Here is an 18844-nt window from a genome sequence, read left to right on the forward strand (position 1 = left end):
ATCGTTCCAACTGCATGCGCAGGTATTGTCACCGACGGATTGGATCAAGCCAATGAACCTTACATATGAGAGAGCTCACGAGACAACTGCAGACGGCGGAGGCATAATCCTTGACGGACGCTCGATATGCATTGTCGATGACGACAGTCTGTTCCGGTTGCATCTTTCAGCACTTTTGGGTCAAGCCAATCTCAGGACGATGGAGGCAGAGGATAGCCGCAGCCTGAACGCGGTTCTGTATAAGGAAATGCCCGATTGCATTCTCCTCGATTACAATCTCGATTCCGAGAACGGGTTCCGGCTTCATGAGCAATTGAAGTTGCGCTTCCCCAACCTCGCGCCTGTCATCATGTTGTCGGCTGATGAGTCGCAACGGACGGCGATCAAGGCGTTTCGCATGGGGCTTTATGATTTCCTTCCCAAGCGCAATCTGCGGATAGATGAGATCACGGCTGCCGTCAGGAAATCCATCGCCAAGCATGAAGTGGAAACTGCGCGGGATGGCGAGATCTCCGCGCTTCGCAAGAACGCCATGCTTGACGATCTGACAGGAATGTACAGCTCTGACGAACTTGGCAAAAAGCTCCAGCTGCTCTCAAGTGCCGCCAATCTTAGCGGCAAGCGATTTGCGATTTTGTCCATCCGCTTGGCCGAATACACAAAGATCTCGACGAGTTTCGGGGTTGCGAATGCGGATGAGGTCCTTCGCGGTTTCGCAGGAAGAATTCGCTCAAACCTGCGACAGGAAGATTTCTGTGGCCGCTTTGATCAAGACACCTTCCACTACGTCATGGACCGCCACACGTCGCAAGCAAGTCTGCAGGAGCAGGTAGAGCGGTTTAGAGAGCAGCTCACCTTTTCACACCACATCAAGTCGGTGGAGCTCAAGATATCGCCCTCGCTCGCGCTTGCCGTTTCCGGCGTGAATGGCGATCGCGTTCAGATGTTGCAGGTCCTCTCCGAGGAGCTTGATCGCCAGCGCGATGCCCGCGGGCTCGGAGAAGCGGCAGAAGACTGGAGTTCGCTGCCTGGGTCAGAACCGGCCGCTGCCGGCGCTCAAGAGCCCGCCGAGCGGCGTAAGTCTGTCCGCATGCGAACCTTGAAGCCGGCCTTTATAGCGCTGGAAGAATGGTCATCGAAAATCAATTGCACGGTGCGCACTATATCTGAAGGCGGCGCGCGCATCCGGCTTGAACGCCCCCTGGCTTTGCCGGAATTCTTTCTGCTCAAGATCGCTACCTCGGGGCAATTGCGGCGCGTTCGGAAATGCTGGCACGTCAATGATGAAATCGGCGTCGAGTTCTGTGACGAGACGAAATAATCCAACCATTGCGCAATCACGCCAAGCCGGCGCGCACGGGGGGTTGACCAAGTCAAGTATGGGCGTTCCCTAGTCTCAACAGGAGATAAATCCAATGTCCAATCAGACGGCGCATGCAACCAAGCTTGAACAATTGCCGGAAGCAGCGCGCGACCGGATCCAGCAATTGCGGCTTCTCTTCATCGAGCGGTCAATGGAACAGCTGGCGCAAATCCGGCATTTGCTGGATGAACGGGCAGGAGCTGAAGATCCACGCACCATGGATGCAGACCTCATAAAACTGGCCCATTCCATGGTTGGCGCTTCGGGGATCTTCGGCTTTCCGGGCATCGGAAACGCGGCGTTCAAGCTCGAAAACATCCTGCGAGAAGCTGGTTACAGCGAGGCGGATTTCGAGCAGGCGGCCGACGAACTGATTGCCGAGCTTACGATGCTCGGCTGACCCAGCTGCATCTCCTCGTCTATCCCGGGACCGGCATCGCCAATGTTTGGTTTGATCCGGTACACGACACAATTGCCAGCAACGAGGGTTCGGCAATCAGCCTTTGACTGAAGCAAGCAGAGCTCTGGCTTGCTCTGGCAACGTCATCGGATCGAATGGTTTTGAAATCACTCCAAGCGCGCCCAGAGCAATAAATCGCTCAATATCTTCTGGCTGGGATCTCGCGGTTATGAAGACCACGGGAATTGTTGCGTTCACCGGGTTCTGCCGCAGCCGGACCATTGTTTCGGGTCCATCTATGCCCGGCATCATTGCATCGAGCAAGATCAGATCTGGCAACCAGTTCTGTAAGGTTTCCAAAGCCTCGGGGCCAGAAGAACAACTCTTGACCGTGATATCCGGATCAAGCTCAAGCGACATGACCGCAATTTCACGAATGTCGTCCTCGTCATCGACATAAAGCACGTTGATGGGCTCAGTCATTCATTACTCTCCTTCTGCGGTTCACCATGGCTTTGTTGGAACGAATCCAACCCGATTCATCCACTCGTTGAATACGAAAAACGCCTTCCCATCATTGTCCGGCCCAATTGCGACGTCGAAGACACCCCGGCAACTTTCATGCTGCGACGAGGCTTTCGATCTTATCAATGATACGGCTTTCCGTTGCACGGGATTTGACCATTACCGACGCAACTGTCTGTTCGATGTCGCTTGATACTTCAGTGGCTGACAAGATCATGATCGGAATGGATGGCCCTTCCAGTTCGGAGATCATCTTGAGAAGCTTGAGCCCCGAACCGTCTGGCAACTCAACATCCAGAACGACGAGATCAAAGCGCATCTCGCGGAGCAATCGTTCGGCGTCGTTCGAGGTGCTCGCCGTCACCACTTTGACCTTTCCCTGAAGCGTCAGAGCGAGAATCCGGCTGAAATCCTTGTCATTCTCGACATGCAGAAGCGTTGGCACCTGCCGATCTTGGTAATCCAACAGGTCGCGCTGAACCTCCGGTTGATCTTCTGTGCCTGCCGACTTGTTTTCCACCAGCGTTGGCAGTTCGACCCAGAACGTCGACCCCTTACCCAACTCTGTGTCAAAACCGATCTTTCCGCCCATCCGCTCCATGATCTGCTTGCTGATATGAAGGCCCAGGCCGCTGCCGCCCTTGACCCGGGTCGAAGATGAATCGCTCTGAGAGAACTTGCCAAAAATCTGGGGTCGGAACTCGTCAGCAATTCCGGCTCCGTAATCCTTCACTGAAATACGGATCCTGTCGTTGACGCAGTGAGCGGAGACCTCGACTTCTCCGTCCCTGTTGGAAAATTTGGCCGCGTTGGAGAGGAGATTTGCCATGACCTGGGAGAGCCGCGCTGCGTCTACATTCACCTTGTGTCCTTGTTCAATCTCTGACGCTTTCAAAATGACGCCAAGCTTTTCGGCATACGGCTGATTGACCTCGATGGCCTGGTGAATGATTTGATCAAGGTCTTCCGGTTTCATTTCAAATCGCATCTGGCCTGACTCGATCTTGTCGATGTCAAGAATGTCATTGATGAGAAGGGTGAGCCGTTCACAATTCTTGTACGCGATATCGACGAGGCGATTTGCCTTTTCCGGCAACTCCTTTGCCATGGGTCCAGCGACCAGACCGAGTGCACCGCGAATAGACGTCAGCGGCGTGCGCAATTCGTGGCTCACAATGGAGACAAAATCCGATTTCAGGCGTTCGACTTCCTTGCGCTTGGTGATATCGAGCACCACACCGAGATAGCCGGTTATGGTCTGCGATTCGTCGCGCAGCGCGGTGACGGTCAACATCACTGGAAATCTGGATCCGTTCTTGCGGATATATGTCCATTCATTTTCGTCCATGCCGAAGAGGTCGACTTTGCGGGCAAACACGTCAAATCCTGGTTCAACCGGACTATCGAGCTCGGCGGACAGGACTCGCGCCCGTTCGCCAACCTCCTCCGGGTCGTGCCACAAGGCAGGCGTTTGCCTTCCCATAACCTCCTCGGCTGAATAGCCAAGCGCCTTTTCTGCGGCCTCATTGAACAAGACCACGTTGCCATGCAGGTCTGTCGCGATAATCAGGTATTCGGTGCTGGCGAGAATGGCTGACTTCATGGTGTTGGATTCACGCAAGGCCTGGGCTGCAGCCATCGCGGCACTGGTATCGCGGATGGTTCCGACGAACATGCGCTTTTCATCAAGAACCATTTCGTTGACGGAAAGATCGATCGGAAAGACGGAGCCGTCCTTGCGCATTGCGCTGACCTGCCTGCCCAGGCCTATGACTTTTGGATCGCCCTCCCTAAGAAACCTGCTCATGTAGCCGTCGTGGTCGGCATGATAAGGTGGTGGCATCAGCATCGTGACGTTTTTTCCGAGAACCTCATCGAGAGAATAACCGAAAATACTCAAACCGGCCGGATTGATCGTTTCGATAAGACCCGCTGCATTGATCGTTATGACACAGTCGGAAACCGTGTTCATGACCGTGGAATTCCGGGTTGCCTCCTGCGAGATACGTTGATTGGACTTTTGCAGATAAGACGTCTTGAGCCGGGACAGCAGCGTCATATGCGCGGTGACCGCCGACAGAATGGAGATCAGAAATCCAGCAATCAGGGCGACGTTGGGCAGCGAAGTGTTTTGCGATGCGAGGAATTTCGCTGTCGGAATGATCTCGACATTCCATTTCTTGTCGAGGATTTGAACTGTCTTTTTCAGCTTCCAGTCTTCAGCCAGTTCACTGGTCATGTTACCGAAACGGTTCAAGACCTGACCGTCGAAGACAACGCGGAATTGGTATCGGTCCACGGCCTCCGGCGAGATCGTGTCGCCAAAAAACTCACCGACCGAGAACACACTTGCCAGGTAGCCTGCGGATTCTCCGCGTACCCTGAGCGGCATGAAAGCAATGAAGGCGGTTTCCTGGTCCGTCACTTTGACAGGCGAACTCAATACGGGGATGTTCCTTTGAATCGCGCTGCGCGCAAGCCCGATATTTGCGCCTTCCAGGACGGAATACAGCCAGACCAGCCGCTCGTTACGAGCAGCCTCCTCAGCCTGAATCACTGTGCCATTCGCATCGACCCTCACCAGAGCCCTGAGACCCATAAGATCCTCAATGTAGGCTCGTGCATCAGCCTGCCAGAAAAAGATTGGCTGATCAGCATCAAGCTCGGTTCTGCCGATCATGCGCCTGAGCGCCGAGAGCTTGCCATCGGTCTCTGAAGCAATCAACAGATAGATCTTGCTAGTTTCGCTGGTCAGAAGAGCCTGCAGATGACCCAACTCTTTTTCTATCAGCGCCCGGTAAAGCGAAACCGATCCAGCCGCGAGAACCAGAAAAACCACGGCAGGGAGGATAAGGGCTCTGCGGCCCATCATGCTCTCGATAGTTTCGGTTCGATGGATATTCGTCACCACCAGAAACATCGCCAGCAGAAACGTGATCAGGAAGCCGCCGGTCAGGATCAGAATCGGATTGCTTGTACCGGCGTTCTGTTCAAAACCTGGCGTGCTCTCCCAGACAATCAGCCAGCTCTGTTGCATGATATCGATCTGCTCCCGCTTGGAAAATGCGGGCTCATATTCGGTGTTTTGAACTTTCCGGCTGTCATAGATAAGAGCTTGAGGGTCGTCGGAGCTGCCGTCGTAGATGCGGAAGTTGAGAGTATTGCCCTGGCTCTGGGTCAATTCATTCATGAAATTCTTGGCAATGAACGCAGCATAGATCCAGCCGTCAAACTCGGTCCATTTCTTGGCTGGCGGCCTCGAGTTCACCATTTCCTTGTACATCGGGTGCAACAAGAGGAATCCAGGCGTCTTTTCAGCATCCTGCACGAGAATGATGCGTTTTGTGATTGCCGGCTTGCCTGTTACCCTTGAGAGGTCGGCAGCCTGCTTTCTGTTCGCCTCAAAGGCTATATTCAGTCCCAGGGCCTGCTTGTTTGCCTTTTCCGGCTCTATATAGGTTATGATGTAATCACCACCCTCGACATCTTTAGGATGGATATCGAAATCCTTGGCTCCATCGGCACGCGTTCTTCGCAGATAGCTTTCCTCTTCATCCCCCGCCAGGGAAGTGATCCATCCTATTCCGCTGATGCCCGGAAAGTTGTCTTGAACATGCAGCTGCTCGACATAACGGCGCCACTCATCTCGCGATATGTGCTCAGAGCTCTGGAAGTAGGCAACACCGCCCTGAAGAGCGTTCTGATAGGAATCAATCCTGCTCAACAATGCCTTCTTGCTTTCTACGGCAAGCGATTCAAACTGGATCTCACCCCTTTCGGCAGCGGACTGTGAAGAGATTTTCCAGGCATAGAAAGTCAGGCCGAGAGGAATAAGCAAGATCAGCATTGCTGTTACCGGCAGATTGCCCACTGCTGAACCGCGCCACGAGAGCCGTTTCGGGTTGCCAGGCGCAATCAGCATCAATGGCAGGAACACGATGATGCCGAATATGTCCCCGGACCACCATGTAAGCCAATTATCGACAATCTGGTCTGGTCTCAGAACGCCACCGACATACAAGGCAGAAATCCCCACTGTGGCAGCGACAAGACAGGCTATGGGACCGGCAATAACGAACAGCACAATGACTTGCTTGAGCCGGTCAAAACTCAGCGGAAGCCCCAGAAAGCGCTTCACCAGCGCGTATCCGGCCACGGCTTGCAGACTTGATCCTGCAGCGATAGCAAATGCCGTCAGCGCTTTTGCGAGGTCCAGCCCGGACTCGAGGGAAAAGGCGCTCGATATGTAGCAGTTGATCAGAAACGAGCCCAGCAGAATACCCGGCCAATGCCGCCACCCACAAATGACCAATACGCCGAGAGCAATGCCCGACGGTGGCCAGATGACGGTGGCGAAGCCGGGCGGGACAGCGAGAAACAGGCCAAGCCGGCCGAATACAAAATAGAGCCCGGCAATCAGAAGGATCCGTACCAGATACATGCCAATACTGTTTCTCTTCATGACTTTGCGTCGCTTTCAAATTGGGATCGTCTGAATGAACCAAGCGTTGTAATTTCAATATGATGGCTCAACATTAAGATATACTTATATTAAGTCAGGTCTCCGATGCTGTGGAATGAAAAACGACAATTGCGCCACTGCTGCCGACCGGGGCACAAATGCAAGGTCAGCCATAGCGGGAACCTCACATCGCTCATCATGGTCAGACGAATTATCGGACTGGGAAGTAACGGAACAGGTTGTTTTCTGTCGTGGTCAAAGGGTAGGAAACCGCCCTGCCCCACTTAAGCAAGTTGTCTGGCAATACCGCAACCTTCAGTCACGCTTCCCTCGGATTGAGAACTCAATGTGTGAACTCAACCTGGTCATGTCTCTTGGCGTGATGTCAGAATTCTTCCCAGTTATCGTCCTTGAGAGCCGTATTTCCGATCGCGACACTCCTGGGCTGAGAGACCGCTCGTGGAGCGGCGTGCCCCGCACTCGATTTTTGTGAAGCACCGAATGTTGGGGTGGCAGAACGATTGCGATCCTCCGGACCCCTAAGATATGCTGCCGAGCCCGGCTCGCGAATGGCAGAACGACGGTTCAACTGGAATGTGCCCACCAGCTCTTCAAGCTGAGCTGCGCCGCGGGCCAGCGCATCACTGACCGAACTCACACCTGAAACCATTGAAGCGTTTTGCTGAGTCATCTGGTCCAGCGAGTTCACGGCAGAATTTATTTCGGTGAGGCTCGTAGCCTGTTCCGCCGCTGCGGTCGCGATCGCTTCAACATTGCCGTTGATTGATTCCACAAAGTTTTCGATGCGATGCAGTGCAGTGCCGGTTTCCCCGACAAGGCGGACGCCTTCCTTGACCTCGACCGACGACTTTGCGATCAGGGCGGATATCTCTTTCGCAGCGGTAGCGGAACGCTGGGCGAGTTCGCGTACCTCTTGCGCGACCACCGCAAATCCCTTTCCGCTTTCGCCGGCTCGGGCAGCCTCTACACCCGCATTCAATGCAAGCAGGTTCGTCTGGAAAGCAATCTCGTCAATAACGCTGATGATGTTGCTTATTTCTTTGGATGCGCCTTCGATACGATCCATGGCAGAAACTGTCGCCTTGACCACGCCTACCGATTCTGATGCCGCTTCCCGGGTTTCATGCACGAGGCTGCGGGTGTCACTTGTGCGCGTACTTGATTCCTTCACCGTGACCGTGATTTCCTCCAGCGCCGCCGACGTTTCTTCCAGTGCCGCTGCCTGCTGCTCCGATCGGTGCGCAAGGCTATTGGCACTTTCTTTCATCTCGGCGCTCTTTGAAGACAGCTCTCCGGTTTCGTTGAGAACCTGAACGAGGGTTTCCTGAAATTTTCCGATCGCCATGTTAAAATCATTACGAAGGTGCTGGAACTCAGGCGTAAACGGCTCATCGATGGTCATTCGAATATCACAATCGGCAAGCCGTCCCAATCCGCCTGCCACTTCTTGAATGGCTTTCACGCGGCCAGTCACGTCGGTCGCGAATTTCACGACCTTGATAACTGATCCGGTGTCATCGAGAATGGGATTGTATGTTGCCTGAATATGGACGGCTTTTCCGCCCTTTGCGATTCGTTTGAACTCATCACTGTGGAACTTGCCGCTGCGAAGAACTTTCCAGAAATCGGTGTATTCCTCCGTTGCGACGTAGGACGGGTCGCAGAAGATCGAATGGTGTTTGCCGACGACTTCCTCCAGTTTGTAGCCGAGAACACTCAGAAAGTTCTCGTTTGCGGTCAGGATCTCGCCGTCGGGAGTAAATTCAATGATTGCCTGAGCCCGCGAAAGCGCGTCCAGCTTGCCATTGCTGTCAAGCTCGCGGCGTTTTGCGCCTGTAATGTCACTGGCAAACTTGATCACCTTGTAAGGTTTTCCGCCACGCATGACCGGATTGTAGGAGGCCTCGATCCAGATTGCCTCACCCGATTTTGTAAAGCGCTTGAACTGACGGCTATCGAACTTCCCCGAATTAAGGCTTTTCCAGAAGCTCGCATACTCGGGCGAGTTTGCTTCTTTGGGATCAACAAAAATTCTGTGATGCTTGCCGATGATCTCTTCGGCGCTATAGCCCAGGACTTTGCAGAAGTTCTCGTTGGCGGACAGGATCGTTCCGTCAAGGTTGAATTCGATCACCGCCTGGGAGCGCCCGAGTGCTTCAAGGATGTTTTTCTGGTCAGCAGATTTCAGGAATGAGATTGACATTACGGGTTCCCTTCACATTCGCACCAAATTTATTTACGCGTATCTAATTTATGGTTAACGCATAGTGCTTAGTTTGAGGGGATTAATGGACCAGAATTACAATTGCCTCTAAGTAATAATACTTATAAGCAGATACGACAATCATCACTGCTTCTTTGAAGGATATTACATTATTGGGGCACAATTCATGTATTTGAGAAAGCGCGACTGACAATCCCATGCACGACCATGAATAGGGAAATACGGCAATCGTGACGACAGATATACCTGTTAGTATTGACTTGGAGACGAATGTTTCCCACTTCCACATCACGCTCCCGACAGGTGGACAACACACTCGCCTGGCAGTTCGATGTGGATGCGCCAGACACTGTCTGGGTGACGGACTTAACCTACATCAGAACGCTAGAAGGTTTTGCGTAACTGACGGTCTTGATCGATGTCTACTGCCGCCGTGTTGTGGGCGGGGCAATGCAGAGCCGTCAGACGACGTATGTAGTCTTGCAGGCTCTGCTCATGGCCGTGTGGCGTAGAAAGCCGAGCAACCGGGTGCTGATCCATTCGGACCAGAGCGATTAGAACCAGAGTCCTCGGCGCTGGAGGCAGAAAGCCAAAGCGCAAAAATTTGACCACTCTGCCTAATTCAACAAGAGAGATTCCACTTTCTCATTGAAATTGTTCAGGTTGAGATCTGACTTGTCGAGCATGGCAGCGACCGTCTTGGACTTGAATTCGACCGCCATCGAGACTGTTACATTCGCGGAGATGACAACGATTTTCCCCTTGAAGCCGCGCTCTCGCAACATTGGGACCGTTTCCGAGTAACTTTCATACGGGTGCAGACGGTTATCAAGGAAAACAATGTCAGGATCATCAAAGCGCAAGAGATCAAGCGCTTCTTCTATATTCAATGCGAAATCAAGCTCAAGATCATCGCACATTGTTGCATAGCACTGGAACAGCTTATGCTGATGAATGTTGTCATCGATGAGAAGCAGTTTTTTCATTCACTGATACCTCTGGTCTTCTTTTTAATTGAAAGTCATAACTCCTTTACCTACTCAGCACCAACTAGGAACGCACTATTATATCAACACTCTCGTCTGCGTTTTCACGCAAGCTAAGGCGCGAAACAGACTTGCATACATTTTCGATTGCCTGTCGCCCCAATGGTTTGTTGACGAAAAAGCTGGCTCCCGCATTGAAGGACAAACGGATGTCTTCTGGATCTTCCGAGCCGCTGCAAATACCCATGATGACGTCGTCCTTGGCCTTGTCGAGAATGCTTGCAATGATCTCGGTGCCCTTCATCGCGGGCATGTTCAGATCAACGAACGCCAGCATGATCGCATCGGCGGGCTTGGCATCAAGCGCTGCTCGGAAGGATGACATGCCACTATGATGCACAAGGTTTATTCCAATTCGCTGCTTCTTGAGGAGCAGTCGGCTGACAAACACCTCATCATTGGAATCCTCAACGAAGTGAATATCGGATAGGCTAACCTCATTCATCGTTCTACCTCCTTGGACGGAAGCCAGATAACGAAAGCAGCGCCTCCAAGTTCGCTGGCTTCGCAGCTAATCTTGCCGTGATACTGCAACACGATCTTCTGCACGATGGACAGTCCGAGGCCGGTTCCATCGATTTCGTCGCGCCGCTCAAGCCGGCTGAACAACTGGAATATTTCGGTTCGGGATTTCTCCGGTATGCCGGGACCGTTGTCTTCAAGACGGAAAGTCCAACCGTCTTTCGACTTTTCCGCAGTCAACTCGATCAACGGTTCGTCCTTGTCGGAGTACTTGAGCGAGTTTCCGATCAGGTTCTGGAAAATCTGCATGAAGTGGACGCGGGCGCCATAGATCTTGGGCAATTTACCGAATTTGACTGTCGCTTTGCGCTCCTTCACGGCAAGCGACAAAACCCCCAGCACATCATGAACCACGTCATTGAGATCGATGTGATCTCGGGTGATCTTGGCGTCAATTCTCGAATAGGCGAGCAGACTGTCGATAATGGCTCTGAGCCGGGCCGTGTTGTTGCCGATGCGACCGATCAGTTCGGCGCGCAGTTTGTCGTCGGCCTCGAAATCCTCGCTGGTCAGCAACTCGGTCATGGATTCGATCATCCGAACCGGTTCCTTCATGTCATGGGAGCAGACATAGGAGAATCTATTGAGCTCTTCATTCGACCGCCCGAGCTCCGCCACTGACTTTGCAAGTTCCTCTTCACGCAGCCAAATCTCGGTAATATCCTGAAAAACAATGAAGATCCCGACGATATTGCCCTCGGGGTCCCTGGTTGGCATGCCGCTGGATTTCACCTTTCGAACCTCACCATCGCTGCGAACGAGGCGAGCTTCGCAAGTAAACCGACGTCCTGTCTTGATGGCATAGCGGACAGACAATTTAACCCGCTTGAGATCATCGGGGTGATAAAACAGGTAGGCGCTTTCGAGTTCAGAATGGCCGTCTTTCTCGCTTACACCAAGAATCTTCAACGCCTCTGAAGAGCAGCTTATTATCTTGCCCTCGGGATCAATTTCCCAGTGGCCTACCGACGAAAGAGCGATTGCAAGTTCAAGGTGATCTTTCTGAACGGCAACGGAATTCTGGATCTCCCGCTCTTCAGTTATGTCACGTGAAGCCCCGACCATCCGGATGGCGGTGCCGTTCTCGTCCCAAATCGCCTGGCCATAGGAATGCACCCAGACGGCAACACCATCGCTCCTCATCAACCTATGCTGGATATTGTAATCGCACTTTCCGGCCAAATGGTCATCGCGCGCAGAAATGACTCGCTCGAGATCATCTGGATGGACGCTCGCGACACCATCCTCGATCGCGCCACCAAATCCATCCTCTGGTATTTTCATGATCTCCATCAACTCGGGAGACCAATAGACCTCGCCCGAGACGATATTCCAATCCCACACCCCGGCTTTTGACGCCTTGGTCGCCTGAGCCAAACGAACTTCGTTTTCGGCAATCCGCGCCTGATCCTCGCGTGCCTCTGTTACGTCTTGCAGCATGGAGTATATCTTGAGATCTCCGCGCTTGGCGTCTCCGGTGCTGATCAGGCTCTTCTGCGCCCAGATTTCCTTCCCCGACTTGAAACGGAGTTTTCTCTGAACACCAACCTGAGGCAAACCGGTCGTCAGGAGTGCTTGGTGGTCTCCCTTCATTTCAGTGCGGGTAGGTTCGTCGAAGTAATCAAAGAAGTTCGAGCCGACAGTCTGTTCGGGTGTCGATTCAAGCAAGGAAGCACTCATGCGGTTGGCGCGAAGAATGGTTCCATTCTGGTCACGAACCATAATCGCAGCGGGCACATTGTCGAAGATCAACTGCAGCTCATTCCGCGTCGAGGTCAAAGCCGCGGTGTTGTCGTTGATCAGAACAATTGCTCCAATAATCTCACCGCTGCTCGTCAAATGCGGAACGACACTCAGGATCGCATTGTCTTCCTCGGTCTCGACATAAGCTTCACAAGGACTGCCAGTCATCATCGCCTTTTCGAGAATTTCCATCAGGTCTGGAAAGCCGGGTCTCAATCTGCATCTGCTGACATGCGGCAAGGCGATGTCCGGAGATATCTTGAAATAGGTCTCCGAGACCTTGCTTGCATTGGTTATGACCAATCCGCGATCAACCACCAGCAACGGAATGGAGATGTTCTCGAGAATGCTCGACAGGCTCTGATTGACGACATTTAGCTGTTGGGCATTGACCTGCAGCTCCTCATTGACCGTCGACAATTCCTCATTTGTCGACTGAAGTTCTTCGTTGGATGTTTCCAGTTCCTCGTTGGTTGACTGAAGCTCTTCGTTGCTCGATTGCAGCTCCTCGTTGAGAGCTTGCATTTCCTCATTTGAGGTCTCGAGCTCCTCTACCGTCTGTTGCAGGTTTTCTTTGGTCGTGGCCAGCTCGTTGCCAAGCTCGCTGATTTGACGTGCCAATTCCGGAGCGACCTGATCCTTAGCATCAATGTCCTTGGACGGAAGGGTCTCATGCCACTCGGCAAACACTACCAGTGCGTGAACGTCTTGGTTCTCGCCAGCGTCGACCGGGTAAATGTTGATGCGGGTCATACGCCTGCAGTCGGCCTTGTCACTCCGCGCTATGCCATGATAATTTTGCTTTTTGCGAATGACGCCCGGAGTAGCGGCCTGAATGTCCTGCCGATAAGGGTCGCGCAACAGTGTTGCCACTCTTGTATCGACCGCGCCAGCAGCCAACTTTGCATACCGGTCCATGTTTCCGAAAACCCGCACGATATTCAAATCGGCATTTAGCAGAATAGCGTTGGGACCAATCGCGTTGACCAGTGAATCAAACTTCTTGGTCGCTGCAATCAATTCAAGTTTACGATTTTCGACGATTTTCGAGGACTCGCCGCGCTGAACATTGAAAGGTGTCTGATAAAGTGCCTCGCGCGGCGGTCGTTTCTCTCCCGATGGTCGCTGGAAGAAAATATGCTTCTCCTTGTCTGCGGGCCTGAATAGCTGTTCTGAGGCGGTGACGGCTTCTGCCTTGCCCAGAAACAGCAATCCTCCGGGCACAAGTGAGTAGTGGAACCGGGCAAAAACCTCGGCCTGCAACGACGCCTGAAAATAGATCAGCAGATTGCGGCAACTGATCATGTCGATGTTCAGGAACGGAGGGTCCTGAGAGATATTGTGATAGGAAAAGACAATCTTCTCGCGAAGGCTTTTCTTGACAATGTACCCCGTTGGCGCACGGTCAAAATACTTCTGGATGTACTCGGTTGGAACCTGTTCCATCGCTGCGTGGCTGTAAAATCCGCGCCTAGCGACTTCGATTGCCTTCATGTCGATGTCGGTCGCAAAAATTTGCAACCGCAGACTTTCAAGGTCCTTCGCTTGGGCCGCCTCCGCAAACACCATCGCCAATGAATAGGCTTCCTGCCCTGTTGCTGACCCTGCCACCCAGACCCTGATCTGCTCCCCCTTCTTGGCCTTGACGATCTTTGCGATATACCCCCGTATCGAATCGAACTCGTGCGGATCGCGAAAGAACGACGTGACTGAAATTAGTAGCTCCTTGAACAGGAGATCAATTTCTTCGGGCGTATTCTTGGCAATCTCCACATATTCATCAAGCGTTTCAACGCGCCTTGAAGCCATGCGCCGCTCTACACGGCGCTGAAAGGTAGCTGTCTTGTAATGAAGGAAGTTTACCTTTGTTCTGCTGAGCAGCAAGCCGACCAGTTCTGCTGTGCCGTCCAGGCTGAGCGGTGATGCTCTCAGCGCGTCCAGATCGCGCGGCATCTTGAGGATCTTGGGAAGTTGGGCACCGATTTCTTCAGGCGACATGACCAGATCGATACATCCGGTCTCCATAGCCGACACGGGCATTCCGGAATATTTGGCCGTCAACTCGTCCTGGCAAATCATCACTCCGCCTGCAGCTCTGATCGCTGCGGTCCCAATGGCCCCGTCCGATCCAGTGCCGGAAAGGATGATTCCGATACTGTATTTCCCCTTCTCCGCACCGAGTGTTTTGAAGAACGTATCAACGGATGGCTTCGGTGCGGCTGGTTCTCGGCTGGGATCAACCAGCCGCAATTTACCACCATCGACAATGATGTTCCTGTTAGGCGGGGTGATGTAGATTACGTTGGGGCGCGGAACGACATTGTCGGTCACATCCACAACTTTCAAAGATATGTCACGGCCGATAATCTCCGTGAGCATGCTCTTGTGCTGAGGCGCCATGTGCTGGGCAACAATATATGCTGCAGGAACATTGGGGGGGAGATTGCGAACCAGCCCGCGGAGCGCCTCGAGCCCGCCGGCGGACGCACCAATTCCAATCCAGAATTTGGCAATTGCGCCTTTCGGTTTTCTTTTGTTGACCGCCGAGTCCAATTGTTCAGCCCTCTCCCATTTTCAATAGAGTTGCAAGATTTGCCAAACAAAATTTAGATATTTAGCCATAACTAAATATACATTATTATAGAAATCGGAATATACGTAAAAATGCCTAAAATTATCAATATTTTAACCAAACAAGAATACTGATTCATGCATATATATTTTATATGTATAATATTATGATGCTTTTTTTGATTTACTATTGTTATTTTTGACTATTTTATTTTCAAATTGATTCAAAAATCAAAAAATAATTTCAAATACTTGCATATCAATTTCAAGCGGCATCAACACGATGTCCGAGAAACGCCAGTCGACCGACTACCAAAATTGCGGTTCAGGTCAGCCTCTCCATTCTGCTCAGGACTTGATGCGGCTTCTTCGGACAGAAGTTCCATTATCTTTGGCAGCGGAACGGGCCGATGAAACAAGTAGCCCTGAGCTATATCAAAGCCGGCAGTGGCAACCATTTGCAGATCGTCTAAAGACTCGACACCCTCGGCCACGCTCTGAAGTCCGAAATGCCTGGCGATATCCACTGTTGAACGGCAGATAGCACCAAGATCCTCGCGACTTCCGCAGCCCATTACATAGTTTTTGTCGAGTTTGAGTTCCGCAAACGGTATCTGCCGAAGTCGATGAAACGAAGAAAACTCGGAACCGAAGTCGTCGAGTGACAGCTTTACATCATAGAGACGGAGTTGCAGGCCAAGGTCGGTGATTTTGTCGAGTTCCGTCGAGACCCCGTCCTCTGTGACTTCCAAGATGAGAGGCCGCGCACCAGTCGGGCCAATCCACAATCTTTGGACGAGACTCAAAAAATTCGATTTCTGCATGACATGCAGTGGGACATTGACGGAAATCCGCAATGAGCCGTGGGCTGTTCCCAGGCGTCCTGAATCATGGGCGACCTGCGACAAGACGAAGGCCGTCAGCTCCTCCATGGCCTCATCCGTCGCATCGCCTAGAAAACTCTCTGGCGGAACGATGCCGAATTTGGGGTGCTCAAGGCGGGCAAGCGCTTCAAGACCACAAACCGTCCTGGTGGCAATGTCGTATTGCGGTTGGTACCAGACAGTCATCCATCCGTTTTTCAATGCCTCTGCCAAATTCATCCGCACAGGTGGAGTGTGTTTCGCCTGGAAGGAATTGGCAGGCTGCCCTTCATGCCTGGTCGCCGTTTGCAGAACACCGATCAGTTTGTCCTTGTCAACCGGCTTCTCCACTGACGGCAGCATGGCAATTCCGTTGCGCGCTCCAAAGGAACTGACTTCGTCGAGAATTTGCGAATCATGCCCACTCACCAGCGACACCTTCCCGGGAAATCCGCGTCGAGCGAGTGACCTGAGAATTCCAACAGCATCATCTGTACCGAGACTGAGGTCAAGAAAGACCAGCCGTGGCTTGAATTGCATGATCTTGTCGACCAGATCTGCGCTCGGGCCGAGTTCAACACCTACTGCACCTAGCCTCGCGAGAAGAAGCAGAAAAACCTGCCGGAAATCCGCGTCGTCATCGACAACTGCAATCCTTCCAGGCATCACAAAACAGCTAGGCACAATAAAGTCAGCCAAAGTATCTTGATCAACCAACGCCGCACCTCCAATCACATGTGATTCGAAAAAAACTAACACTACTGCTACGCATCACATATCTGTAAGAATACCTATTTGACCAACTGTTCATTGACGCTAGTAATATATACGTAGCTAATACTAGCCCCCTAACATTCATATGTTTTCAATCCTGTAATCGCAGCGTTATTGTTCGCAAAGTATTTGCGTTGAGGAAGCCTGCAAATCCGACCTGCGATAATGGTTGAAGCGAATACCGGGGGATAAAAATAGTGGGAAACAACAAGAGTTCGCTCAGCTCATCTGCGCGCTCCTCCGTTTCAGACAATCGGCAATACCGCGAGGCAAGCGAGGCGCGCCAGTTTGCCCTCTCCCAGATCACTCAGCTTGCATTGAGATCAGCCGAAATCGATCTCCTGTTCAGCGACAGCGCGCGCATAGTTGCTGCAGCGATGGGTGCCGACCAGGTTGGTATCTTTGAGATCTCAGAAGACAGACGCACGCTTCGGCTATGCGGAGGGTGCGGCTGGCCAGCGAATACAATCGGGCGAAAGTCAGTTCCCGCAGCCGTCTGCCGCCCTCTCTATGAAGCCATCTATGCCGAAGACGCTGTCAGGTTTGCCCGTGGCGACGCGCTCAACGTCTTTGGTGCCAGAACAAGGGTTGGCGGAAATGGCCTCGCTCTTCCGATCGGCAATCGCGATCAGCGTGCCGGAGTCCTGACCATAACTGCGCGTGAAGATACGGGTGAGTTCGACGAGGCGGAAATCAGTTTCTTGCGGACGATCGCCTTCATTCTGGCTGCGGTCTGGGAAAGGCAGCGTTTTGAAGCAACCCTGAAATTGCGCAACCGCGCGCTCGAAGCGCTTGAGCAGGGCATCATGATCACCGACGCCAGGCGGCTGGACGACCCGCTGATTTACGTCAATCCGGCCTTCGAGCGCCTAACCGGCTACAGTGCCGAGGAAGCCATGGGCAAGAACCCGCGATTTCTTGCCGGTGAAGATACCGCCAAGCCCGAAATCAACGACATCCGCGAAGCTGTCAAATCGGGTGGCACCTGCCGCCGAATGTTCATCAACTATCGCAAAGATGGCGGCACGTTCAGCAATGAACTCACCGTCTCGCCAGTGCGCAACGAGGCGGGCGAAATTACACAGCATGTCGGCATCATGGCTGACGTCAGCGAGCGCGTTGAGTTGGAATCCCAACTCCGCCAAGCCCAGAAAATGGAAGCGATCGGCCACCTGACAGGCGGAATAGCTCATGATTTCAACAATCTACTGGCAATCATTCTCGGCAATTCAGAAATTCTTCTCGAAGACATTGAAGACGGGGAACTGAGACAAGCCATTGAACTCGTCATGAGTACCGCACAGCGCGGCGCGGTCCTCACCCAACGTCTCCTGGCATTCGGCCGCCGACAGGCGCTCAGCCCGGAACCACTGGCGATCGGTCAGGTCCTCCATTCACTTGCAGACATGCTCAGACGAACGCTCGGCGAGCCGGTTGAGCTCGTCACAGATGACCAATCCGGAGAACACCTGACCATGATCGACCGATGCCTGTTTGAATCAGCCCTTCTCAATCTTGCCGTGAATGCCAGGGACGCGATGCCCAATGGTGGCAAGCTTGTCATCACGAGCGACGTCTTGTGGGAAACCGACGGGCAGCGCCCCGCCGACCTCGGCCCAGGCGCATACATCAAGGTCACTGTGCGCGATACCGGTATCGGCATGTCTCCCGACGTCCTTGCCAAGGCGTTCGAGCCCTTTTTCACAACCAAGGATGTTGGTCGCGGCTCCGGACTGGGACTCGCGATGGTCTATGGATTTGCAAAACAATCGGGCGGTCACGTCAGCATAGAGAGCGAGCCCTCCGAAGGGACCAGCGTGAACCTTTTCCTTCCAGTTACGACAGAGAAGCCGAAACCAAGAGTGCCTGAAACCCAATCACAAGAACCTATGCCAAAGGGATCCGAGCGGATCCTGCTGGTCGAGGATGAGATCGAGGTTCGCCGGTTCGTTGCTCGGCTGCTCGCGCGGCTGGGCTACTCCGTGATCGAGGCGGACAATGCCGCGATGGCCATGGCCGCACTCAAGAAAACCAATGGAATAGATCTCATTTTTTCCGATCTCATTCTGCCCGGCGGTACAAACGGACTTCAATTGGTCGAAGAGGCCCAAGGTCTCCAACCCGGTCTCAGGGTCCTGCTGACCACCGGTTACACGGAGGAGTACGAGAAGCTGGCGATGACAACTCAGGCGCCAGTGCTCCGAAAACCGTACAGGCGGCAAGAGCTCGCGGTGAAGCTCAGGCTGGCCCTCGAACGGATGGAGTGTGCGTCGAACAATCTGGCCAGCTCTCTTGGTGATGCAAACGTGCCGAGCGTTGGGAAGAGCTGA

The 18844-nt window shown here is 53.0% G+C and carries 10 protein-coding genes and 1 pseudogene; 4 read left to right on the plus strand and 7 right to left on the minus strand.

The window, feature by feature from the left end; all coding sequences use genetic code 11:
• Positions 1–52 precede the first annotated feature (52 nt).
• A complete protein-coding gene (locus tag WNZ14_RS19035; protein WP_342870185.1) occupies positions 53–1321 on the plus strand; it encodes a response regulator in 1269 nt (422 codons plus the stop codon).
• Between the two features lie 94 nt (positions 1322–1415).
• Positions 1416–1763 carry an Hpt domain-containing protein gene (locus WNZ14_RS19040; protein ID WP_342870186.1) on the plus strand — a complete coding sequence of 116 codons (348 nt, stop codon included), beginning with the start codon at positions 1416–1418 and terminating at the stop codon, positions 1761–1763.
• Positions 1764–1859: 96 nt separating this feature from the next.
• Here WNZ14_RS19040 and WNZ14_RS19045 read toward each other — a convergent pair whose 3' ends face one another.
• From WNZ14_RS19045 to WNZ14_RS19055, 3 genes are all read right to left on the minus strand, one after another.
• Complete coding sequence (locus WNZ14_RS19045; protein ID WP_342870187.1) at positions 1860–2246, minus strand: response regulator; 387 nt, start codon at positions 2244–2246, stop codon at positions 1860–1862.
• 136 nt (positions 2247–2382) lie between these two features.
• Positions 2383–6750 carry a CHASE domain-containing protein gene (locus WNZ14_RS19050; RefSeq protein ID WP_342870188.1) on the minus strand — a complete coding sequence of 1456 codons (4368 nt, stop codon included), beginning with the start codon at positions 6748–6750 and terminating at the stop codon, positions 2383–2385.
• Positions 6751–7135: 385 nt separating this feature from the next.
• A complete protein-coding gene (locus WNZ14_RS19055) occupies positions 7136–8974 on the minus strand; it encodes a methyl-accepting chemotaxis protein (RefSeq protein ID WP_342870189.1) in 1839 nt (612 codons plus the stop codon).
• A gap of 324 nt (positions 8975–9298) precedes the next feature.
• Between WNZ14_RS19055 and WNZ14_RS19060 the strand changes: the two are divergent.
• A pseudogene (locus WNZ14_RS19060) lies at positions 9299–9544 on the plus strand (DDE-type integrase/transposase/recombinase); the annotation flags it as partial.
• A 68-nt stretch (positions 9545–9612) separates the two neighbouring features.
• On the opposite strand, the gene WNZ14_RS19065 reads toward WNZ14_RS19060, so the two are convergent.
• The 4 genes from WNZ14_RS19065 to WNZ14_RS19080 all read right to left on the minus strand — a co-directional run bounded on the left by WNZ14_RS19065 (position 9613) and on the right by WNZ14_RS19080 (position 16457).
• A complete protein-coding gene (locus tag WNZ14_RS19065) occupies positions 9613–9981 on the minus strand; it encodes a response regulator (RefSeq protein ID WP_342870190.1) in 369 nt (122 codons plus the stop codon).
• A gap of 64 nt (positions 9982–10045) precedes the next feature.
• Entirely contained in the window at positions 10046–10486 is a 441-nt protein-coding gene (locus WNZ14_RS19070; RefSeq protein WP_342870191.1) for a response regulator, read from the minus strand.
• Positions 10483–14859, minus strand: coding sequence for a CheR family methyltransferase (locus tag WNZ14_RS19075; RefSeq protein WP_342870192.1), 4377 nt, complete (start codon positions 14857–14859; stop codon positions 10483–10485). Before WNZ14_RS19075 ends, WNZ14_RS19070 begins: the two co-directional genes overlap by 4 nt.
• Positions 14860–15152: 293 nt before the next feature.
• Complete coding sequence (locus tag WNZ14_RS19080; RefSeq protein ID WP_342870193.1) at positions 15153–16457, minus strand: EAL domain-containing response regulator; 1305 nt, start codon at positions 16455–16457, stop codon at positions 15153–15155.
• A gap of 254 nt (positions 16458–16711) precedes the next feature.
• On the opposite strand from WNZ14_RS19080, the gene WNZ14_RS19085 reads away from it, so the two are divergent.
• On the plus strand, positions 16712–18844 hold the full coding sequence (locus WNZ14_RS19085) for an ATP-binding protein (protein ID WP_342870194.1): 2133 nt from the start codon (positions 16712–16714) through the stop codon (positions 18842–18844).

The organism is Hoeflea sp. AS60 (assembly GCF_038900115.1).
Lineage (GTDB): Bacteria > Pseudomonadota > Alphaproteobacteria > Rhizobiales > Rhizobiaceae > Hoeflea.